Source organism: Caballeronia choica, from assembly GCF_001544535.1.
Classification (GTDB): domain Bacteria; phylum Pseudomonadota; class Gammaproteobacteria; order Burkholderiales; family Burkholderiaceae; genus Caballeronia; species Caballeronia choica.
This window is the reverse complement of sequence record NZ_FCON02000002.1, coordinates 174,352-180,710: the sequence shown is the minus strand read 5'-3', so window position 1 is coordinate 180,710 and position 6,359 is coordinate 174,352. Positions and strand designations below refer to the sequence as shown.

General features: G+C 59.1%; 4 protein-coding genes and 1 pseudogene. 4 read left to right on the top strand and 1 reads right to left on the bottom strand.

The features are described 5' to 3' along the window. The first annotated feature begins 388 nt into the window (after positions 1–388). The 4 genes and pseudogenes from AWB68_RS01875 (at position 389) to AWB68_RS48080 (ending at position 4,194) form a co-directional block, all read left to right on the top strand. On the top strand, positions 389–2,050 hold the full coding sequence (locus AWB68_RS01875) for a 3-(methylthio)propionyl-CoA ligase (RefSeq protein WP_087642657.1): 1,662 nt from the start codon (positions 389–391) through the stop codon (positions 2,048–2,050). Positions 2,051–2,070: 20 nt separating this feature from the next. Then, positions 2,071–2,242 (top strand): annotated as a pseudogene (locus tag AWB68_RS01870) (acetyl-CoA C-acyltransferase); the annotation flags it as partial. 44 nt (positions 2,243–2,286) lie between these two features. Beyond that, the gene (locus AWB68_RS01865) at positions 2,287–3,588 is read left to right on the top strand and encodes a multidrug effflux MFS transporter (RefSeq protein WP_087642656.1); all 1,302 of its coding nucleotides are present in this window, start codon (positions 2,287–2,289) and stop codon (positions 3,586–3,588) included. A 462-nt stretch (positions 3,589–4,050) separates the two neighbouring features. Further along, complete coding sequence (locus tag AWB68_RS48080) at positions 4,051–4,194, top strand: hypothetical protein (protein WP_160109946.1); 144 nt, start codon at positions 4,051–4,053, stop codon at positions 4,192–4,194. A gap of 479 nt (positions 4,195–4,673) precedes the next feature. On the opposite strand, the gene AWB68_RS01855 is transcribed toward AWB68_RS48080, so the two are convergent. Next, positions 4,674–6,077 carry a class II fumarate hydratase gene (locus tag AWB68_RS01855; protein WP_087642654.1) on the bottom strand — a complete coding sequence of 468 codons (1,404 nt, stop codon included), beginning with the start codon at positions 6,075–6,077 and terminating at the stop codon, positions 4,674–4,676. Positions 6,078–6,359: the final 282 nt, after the last annotated feature.

Here is a 6,359-nt window from a genome sequence, read left to right as displayed (position 1 = left end):
GCCTATTGCGAGCAGCATGACATCAAGCCGAAAGATCTCACGGCATTCAACTGATCTGAAATCCATGGGGACTCCCGATATCCCCCGGGGTCCTCGCGACACTCAGTGCGTCGGCCGCAAGACGCACCAGGCGGTCCGGCATATCAGCACTCCAGCACCACGCTGGGTCATCGCAGATCACAGGCAGCGAGAAGACGGCTGTGTGCACCGAGCACGCAGCCCGTGTCGCATCGCGATCTCTCCCGCCGCCAGAGCCGTTATCTGATCGCAAAAGCCTGAGAGAGGGGAAACACGGGGTCTCGGTTCGCGTCCTTGAAGCGGAACCGGACAGAGGGGTACGGCCATCTGCCCGCTCCCCAATCACAGACATTACGAACGGAACGACGCCATGAATGGCTTGATGATGCAAAAGAAGTTGTTGATCTCCTCACTCATTGTGCATGCCGACCGCCATCATGGCGATACGCAGATCGTGTCCCGGCGGGTGGAGGGCGATATCCATCGCTACACTTTCCGTGACTGCCACCGTCGCGCGCGCCAGATGGCCAACGCGCTGACCAGCCTCGGTGTCAAGCCCTCCGACCGGATCGGCACGCTGGCATGGAATGGCTACCGTCACCTGGAGTTGTACTACGGCGTTTCCGGCATGGGTGCCATTCTGCATACCATCAACCCTCGCCTGCATGAAGACCAGGTCGCTTACATCGCGAATCACGCCGAAGACCAGTACGTCTTTTTCGACCTGACCTTCCTGCCGCTGATCAAGGCCGTCGCCGGCCGCTGCAACACGGTCAAGGCGTTCATCGCCATGACCGATCAGGCCCACATGCCGACAGATGCCGGCATTGACAACCTGCTGTGCTATGAAGATCTGATCGAGCAGAGTTCGTCTGTTTACGCCTGGCCGGTTCTCGACGAGGACGCCGCCAGTACGCTCTGCTACACCTCGGGCACGACGGGCAACCCGAAGGGAGTGCTGTACAGCCATCGCTCGTCGATGCTGCACACCTATGCGGCGGCGCTGCCTGATGCGCTGAACTGTTCGGCGCGCGAAGTGATCCTGCCGGTCGTGCCGATGTTTCATGTCAATGCCTGGGGACTTCCGTACATCGCGTGCATGGTCGGGGCCAAACTTGTATTCCCGGGGCCGGCTCTGGACGGCAAGTCGCTGTATGAACTGCTCGAAGCCGAGCAGGTTACGCTCTCCGCTGGCGTTCCGACTGTCTGGCAAGGCCTGCTGAGTCATGTTGAGGAAACCGGCCAGTCATTCTCGAGCATGAGACGCACCATCATTGGTGGCGCGGCCTGTACCCCGGCCATGTTGCGCAAGTTCCAGGAAACCTACGGCGTCGCGGTATTGCACGTCTGGGGAATGACTGAACTGAGCCCTATGGGAACCATCTGCACCATGAAGGCGAGGCATGTCGAGATGCCCCAGGAAAAGCGTTATGCCGTGCAATCCAAACAGGGCCGCGCAGTGTATGGCGTCGACATGAAGATCGTCGGCGCGGACGGCATGGAGTTGCCCTGGGACGGCGCGACTTCTGGTGATCTGCTGGTGCGTGGGCATTCGGTGGTGCGCGACTACTTCAGGAGCGAGGGGGACAGTCCACTGCAGATCGATCACGAGGGGCAAGAGTGGTTTCCGACCGGCGACGTTGCGACCATCGATGCCGATGGCTTCATGCAAATCACCGATCGCAGCAAAGACGTCATCAAGTCGGGTGGCGAATGGATCGGCTCAATCGACCTTGAGAATATCGCGATGGCGCACCCGGCAGTCTCTCAGGCCGCGTGCATTGCCGCGAAGCACGCGAAGTGGGACGAGCGTCCGTTGCTGATCGTCGTCAGGAAACAGCAAGCGGATTTGACGCGGGAAGAACTACTCGCTTTTTATGAAGGCAAGATCGCGAAGTGGTGGACGCCCGATGATGTGGTCTTCGTCGACGAAATCCCGCTGGGTGCAACAGGGAAGATTTTGAAGAATCAGTTGCGAGAGCGCTTCGGCGATTTCCTGATGCAGCCAGCGGAATGCCAACGCGTTGCCTGACCCGGCGCGCCATGGCCCTCGTCACGCCCGATGGCTCCGGCAACTCAATGAGTCATCCGATCGGGGGCCACGGGCGCGCTAATTACCGTCAAGGCCGTGCACGAGTTGCGTCGCGCCCAGCGTCGGTATGCGCTGGTCACGATGTGCATTGGAGGCGGCCAGCGAATCGCGGCCGTCTTCGAGCGCACCTGATTGGCTGAGTACAGGCTTGGCAGCCATCATCGGCACGGGGTCCAATGAATGAACGATGTCTGGCTGCGCGTTATGCGCATCTGAAGGACGTCGTCACTCCCCCATTACCCCCATCACTCATGCAATCCAAATCCGACAGAAGGCCACCCCTGAGCCCCGCGCAAGCACTGCCTTTGCTTGGGGTTCTGGGCATTCTGGTATCCCTGTGGTCTGACATCCTGTTGCCTACCCTCACGGCGATTCAGCAGGACCTGCACATATCGGCTACCTCCGTGCAGCAAACGGTGTCGCTCTTTTTTATAGCCAATGCCTTTATGTGCCTGTGGCATGGCGTCATTTCAGACGCCTACGGAAGGCGAAGGCCTCTGCGTTTCGTGTTGGTGGTGCTGCTGCTGTCTTCTTTACTGTGTTTAAAAGTGACGCGCATTGAGGAACTCTGGGTGCTGCGAACCGTGCAAGGCCTGGCAGCCGGCATAGGAACGATTCTGTGCCGTGCCATCATTCGCGACCTGTATTCAGGCGCCGACGCACAAAAAATGATTGCGCGTACGAGCATGATTCAGTGCTTGGGCCCCACCTTGGTACCCATGCTAGGCGGATGGCTGACGTTCGTGTGGGGGTGGCGCGCAGTGTTTGCCTTCCTTTCGCTGGCGGCGGTGCTGATGTTGATGGTCTACAGTCGGCTGCTGCCGGAAACTCTGCCGCCTATCCGCCGTCAGCCTATCCGCGCCAACACTCTGTGGCGCACCTACCGCATTGTGCTGGGGTCGGCCTGGTTTATGCGCCTGACCGTGGCCCATGCCTGCAACTGGATGGCGATGTTCCTATATGTCGCAGCCGCTCCACAGTATGTAATTCATCTTTTGGGGCGCCCTGCGACCGAGGTCTACGTGGCATATGTGCCAATGGTGCTGGGGCTGATTGCGGGCCTGATCTGTCTGCCACTCCTGCTTCAGCGATGGGGCACGCAGCGCACTGTGCGCCTGGCCTACCTGGGCTTTCTGGTTGTCAATCTTCTTAATGTGGCATTGGCCCTGCTGGTGGCTCCCGGGCTGATTCACCTGGTGCCGTTGGGTGCTTATGCCTTTATGGTGGCCCTGTCCATGCCGCTGCTCATAGGCCATGCGCTGCAACCATTTCCTGAGAACGCGGGTTTAGCCGCATCCTGCCAGATGCTTTTGCAATACACAGGCATGGCCCTGATAGCCGGCGTGCTGGCCCCGCTGCTTTGGAACTCCTTCTGGCTCATGGCCGTGGGCTGTGCGGCGCTTACGCTGGCTGGTGCAGTGTTGTTGCTTTGGCAAGGCCAAGCCACTCGTCAGGCAAATCGATTGCCCGTGGCCTGAATCGGCGGCCGGCTACTTCGCTTCTTGACTTGAAGACACGGCCCGCCTGCTCCCTCGCTGTTGACGGCGTTCAACGGCCTTGATGAGCGACGGCACAAGACATGGATAACTGCGCTTTCGGCGCGGTGCCATTGATGAACACTCACATCGGCGTGCCAGCCAAGCGCGAATCGCGCTCCCGTCAGCGTCAGTACGAACATAGTCTTTGTCCAAGGGTCCGCATTCGGCCATTCTGCCGCGGTAGGGATCAATGCCGTGAAGCAGCCTTGAAGTCAGCGCCTATAGACGTGGGCACGGTCGCTGGCCCAACGCAGTCTCCTCGATGATGCGCGACAACGCGCGGGACGGAACCCAGTGGCCTCCTTGCGCGTCGAATCGAGCACTCGCATTGACGACAGTCGGGCTGCGGGTAAAGTGGGACCCGGCTATGACCGGTGCCACGAGCGACTCCACGAGAGCACTTTGCTGATCTTCGAATCGGCCTGGATCGAGGCGACCGTCGGCATCAAACGTGAGGATGGAAAACGTGCTTCGAACGATGCGCATAGGCTCTCGGTCCATCAACTCGGCAATCACATCGGCCATGCGTACTCGTTGACCAGCTAAGACGGGCAGACAGTGCTTTGCCGGATCTTGCAACATCCGCTCGAACTTGGTGGTCGACAATCGCCAGAGGGTATTGCCTCGAGTCGGAAGCACAGAAAATCAATACGCTTGGAGCATGACGTTCAAAATTGGCAAGCAGAAGGTCTCGCTCGATACGCGATCTGGATTGCACCGAGCGTCGTCAAGATCAAAGTTGATGCAAGGATTACCACCATGGGACTTGCTTGCCGAAGGTTCCTCTCGATCGAGCGGTGATTCGTCGAAGCCGCGGAAGATGGCGTTCGGGTGGTCGCGATCGAATAGACGCCTGGACGGCGCACGAGGATATCGTCAGCCCTGGCAAGCAATCGACGCTCACCAATCGTCTCACTTCCGACCTCTTTGATCGGCGTCTACTCGACGACGTAGACGGTGGATCGGCGACATGTACGGCATGTTCGAAGCGTCCTTTGCCGCTGCCGGTCTTGCATTGATCGTTGTCAACGTGATGCAGTGCCCCGAGCGAGCACCGCTGGGTCGACCAGCCGATCGTACTCGTCGCCATTAAGAAAGCCGAGCGCGATTGCTGCCGCACGCGGTGTGATCCGGTCCTGCAAAGCGGTTGCCGTGATCTGCGCAACTCGGTCATATCCGAGTATTGGATTTAGGGCCGTCACCGCGAGCAGTGCCTGGTCCACGTTGGTGGCAAGACGTTCACGGTCAACTTCAATCCCGCAAACCAGTCGCCGTGAAAATACGCGGGAAGAGTCAGCCAGAACACGCAGCGACTGCAGCAGACTGTAGATCAACACCGGCTTTGCGACATTCAGTTCGAAGTTGCCGGATGCTCCCGCGAGGGTGATCGTCTGGTGATTACCGATTACCTGAAAACACGCCTGCACAAGAACTTCCGCAATCGTCGGATTGCGCTTGCCGGGCATGATCGAGGAGGTCAGCCCGTCGTCAGGAATCAACAATTCGCCAAGCCCGCAACGGGGACCGGAACCAAGAAAGCGTATGTCGTTTGCGATCTTCAGTAGTGAGGTAGCAATTGTGTTCAACGCTCCCGAGACCTCCACCAAAGCGTCGTGTGCTGCCATCCCTTCGAATTTGTGCGGACTAGGGGCAAACGCCAGCCCGGTCGCCTCCGCGAGCGTGGCACAAAAGAGGGCGTCAAAACCACGGGGCGCGTTCAATCCCGTGCCGGCTGCCGTGCCGCCCTGAGGGAGGATCAAGAGTCGCGGCAACGTATCGTCGATGCGCGCAAGCGCATTGGCGATCTGGTACTCGAACGTCGCGAACGTTTGGCCCATGGTCATTGGCACCGCGTCCATCAGGTGCGTACGGGCGATTTTCACTACCTCGGCAAACATATGGCTACGCTGGGCGAGTGCCGACCGAAGTTCTTCTAGCGCGGGTCGCAAACGTCCCATCATCTCGGTCGCGGCCGCTACGTGCATCACTGTCGGGAAGCTGTCGTTCGACGATTGCGACGCGTTGACGTGATCGTTGGGATGGACTGGCGTCTTGGTCCCAAGCGGCTGTCCGAGTAGCTCGTTCGCCCGGTTCGCAATGACCTCGTTCGCGTTCATATTGGTCTGCGTACCCGACCCTGTCTGCCATATCGTGAGCGGGAAATGCTCATCCCATAGCCCTTTATGCAGTTCAAGAGCGGCCGTCTCGATCGCCGAGGCAAGCGCCGGGGCGAGCGCACCGGACTTTAAGTTGGCGCGTGCCGCAGCAAACTTATGCAGACCGAACGTGCGCACCAATACCGCAGGAAAGCGCTCTTCGCCTATATCAAAGATGCCAAGTGCGCGCTGAGTCTGTGCTCCCCAGTATCGATCCGATGGAATTTCGACAGGGCCAAATGCATCCTGCTCAATTCGAGTTCCTGCTGTCATGGTGAAACTCCCTAACGGACACGATGGTGCCAGATGTGATGCGATTTGGTTCGATCGGCCGCGATGGCGACACGAGTTCTCAAGAACTTAAAGTAAATCGTTGGCGCCACCGTAAGACTTGGCACGACGCGCCCCGCTGCACGCTCCAGTGGCGATCAACGATTAGCCGAGCGCCTCTCGTGAGATTGACCGAACGAGTATCGTCCCAGTCCCGCTTTTTCCGGACGCTCAGTCATCTGCGCACCCGGCGCTCACGGATTGATAACTTCGGCCGTGACTCAA

Bases quoted from the DNA above. Each gene is read 5' to 3' on its own strand.
- AWB68_RS01875 (WP_087642657.1), top strand. From the start codon at position 389: ATGAATGGCTTGATGATGCAAAAGAAGTTGTTGATCTCCTCACTCATT.
- AWB68_RS01865 (WP_087642656.1), top strand. From the start codon at position 2,287: ATGAATGAACGATGTCTGGCTGCGCGTTATGCGCATCTGAAGGACGTC.
- AWB68_RS01855 (WP_087642654.1), bottom strand. From the start codon at position 6,077: ATGACAGCAGGAACTCGAATTGAGCAGGATGCATTTGGCCCTGTCGAA.